The organism is Saccharomonospora iraqiensis subsp. iraqiensis, assembly GCF_000430445.1.
Lineage (GTDB): Bacteria > Actinomycetota > Actinomycetes > Mycobacteriales > Pseudonocardiaceae > Saccharomonospora > Saccharomonospora iraqiensis.
The window spans coordinates 16,218-18,379 of record NZ_KE387062.1 but is presented as its reverse complement, the minus strand read 5'-3'; the positions used below and the strand labels follow the sequence as shown (position 1 = coordinate 18,379).

Below are 2,162 nucleotides of genomic sequence, written 5' to 3'. Positions count from 1 at the left end.
GCGACGGCGAGGTCGCGCTGTCCGGTCCGCGCGTCCTCGCCGGCGGCAACGGTGGCGGCGGTGGCGACGGCATCGTCGCCGCCGTCCGCGAGGACCTGCGCTACACCAACCGCCGGGCCGGTTACCACGGCGGCGCCTCGGTGGCGGAGATGACCGTCCCGGTCCTGACGTTCCTCCCGACCCCGGACACCCCCCTACCCACCGGCTGGAAAGCCCTCACCCCGGCCGAGACCACCCCCACCTGGTGGACCCCCACCGACCCGACGGCACCCGCTGGGGTTGCCGTGAAGGGCACTTTCCCTGCGTCAGACGCAGTAAATGTGCCCCTCGCTGCGCCCAACGAAGGGAAAGTGCCCCTCACGACAAAACCGGCACCCGGGCCGGACGACGCCGTGCCGCTGTTCGACGTGGCGCCGCGGGGGGCGGCGGTGTCGGACGGGGCAGCAGCGCCTGCAGCGGAGACCGAGGAGGTGCCGTCGCTGGGGCGGCTGGTCGTGGACAGCGACGTGTACGCGGGCAAGCAGGCGTTCGTGCCGAAGCCGCCGGACAGAAAGGTCGTCGCCGCCGTCCTCGACGCCCTCGTCGACGCGGACCACCGGCTGCCGCTGTCCACCGTCGCCGAGGTCGCCGGCCGCGCGGCCCGCAGGCCCGAGTTCTTCGTCACCACGCTGCAGCGCCTGCTCAACGTGGACGGCTACCCGGTGGTGTCCGTGGTCGACGGCGGCCGGTGGGTCACCCTCGACGTCGAGACCCTGCGGGTGCAGTTCGCGCTCGACGCCTGAGGCACACTCGGGTCCGGTGACGTGCACGAACGGGTGTGGAGGTGAAGGCCGGTGACCGGCGCGGTCAGTGAAGCCAGGCGGCGTGACGTCGTGGACGCGCTGCGGCGCGGCACCGTGCCGCACAGTGGGCTCGACCTGCTCGCCGTCGGCCTGGAGAAGTTCACCACCGCGATGGACGACGACTTCGCCACCGCCACCCGCGGCGGCTCCGCCTTCCACGCCGTGCGCGGGGAGTACGGCTCCGGCAAGACGTTCTTCGCCCGGTGGCTGGCCGAGAGCGCCAAACGCAAGGGCCTGGCCACCTCCGAGATCCAGATCTCGGAGACCGAGACCCCGCTGCACCGGCTGGAGACCGTCTACCGGCGGCTCACCGAACGGCTTACCACCGCCACCCACCAGCCCAGCGCCCTGCGCGCCGTCGTCGACTCCTGGCTGTACACGCTGGAGGAGCACGTCCTCGACACCGGCGAGGTCGCCGAGGACGACGAGCGGGCGCTGGCCGCCGCCGTGGACGAACTCGCCGAACAACGGCTGGCCGAGGTCGCCCGCACCACCCCCGCGTTCGCCGCCGCCCTACGCGGCTACCGCACGGCACTGGCCGACGGCGACAACGCCACCGCCGAGGCGCTGATCGCCTGGCTCGGCGGGCAGAAGTCCGTGGCCGCCTCCGCCCGCCGCGCCGCCGGAGTGCGGGGCGACCTCGACCACTTCGCCGCCCTCGGCTTCCTGCAGGGCCTACTCACCGTACTGCGTGACTGTGGACACCCCGGCCTGCTGCTGGTGCTGGACGAGACCGAGACGCTGCAACGGGTGCGCGGCGACGTCCGGGAGAAGGGCCTCAACGCGCTGCGCCAGTTCATCGACGAGATCGACACCGGCCGTTTCCCCGGCCTGTTCCTCGTGCTCACCGGCACACCCGCGTTCTTCGACGGTCAGCAGGGCGTGCAACGGCTGCCCCCGCTCGCGCAGCGCCTGGCGACGGACTTCTCCACCGACGCGAAGTTCGACTCGCCCCGCGCGGTGCAGCTGCGGCTGCCCGGCTTCGACCTCGACCGGCTCGTCGAACTGGGGCGCAAGACCCGCGACCTCTACATCGGGCTCGCCCGCAACCCGGAGCGGGTGCAGGCCGTGGTCGACGACGACTACCTCGCCACCTTCGCCCGCGCCCTCACCGGCGAACTCGGTGGCAAGGTCGGCGTCGCGCCGCGGGTGTTCCTGCGCAAGCTCGTCGCCGATGTGCTCGACCGGGTGGACGACTTCGCCGAGTTCGACCCGCGCCGCGACTACGCCCTCACCGTCACCGACAACGAACTCACCGCCGAGGAACGCAACGCCGCCGCCCGGCCGAGCCGGGCCGAGGACACCGCCCGGCCGAGCCGG

The 2,162-nt window shown here is 73.0% G+C and carries 1 protein-coding gene and 1 pseudogene; both read left to right on the top strand.

All coding sequences use genetic code 11. The features are described 5' to 3' along the window. Nucleotides 1-782: pseudogene (locus ACTIR_RS27405) on the top strand (hypothetical protein); the annotation flags it as partial. Between the two features lie 51 nt (nt 783-833). After that, on the top strand, nt 834-2,162 hold a 1,329-nt coding region (gene brxD, locus ACTIR_RS21845), incomplete at its 3' end, for a BREX system ATP-binding protein BrxD (RefSeq protein WP_065388545.1).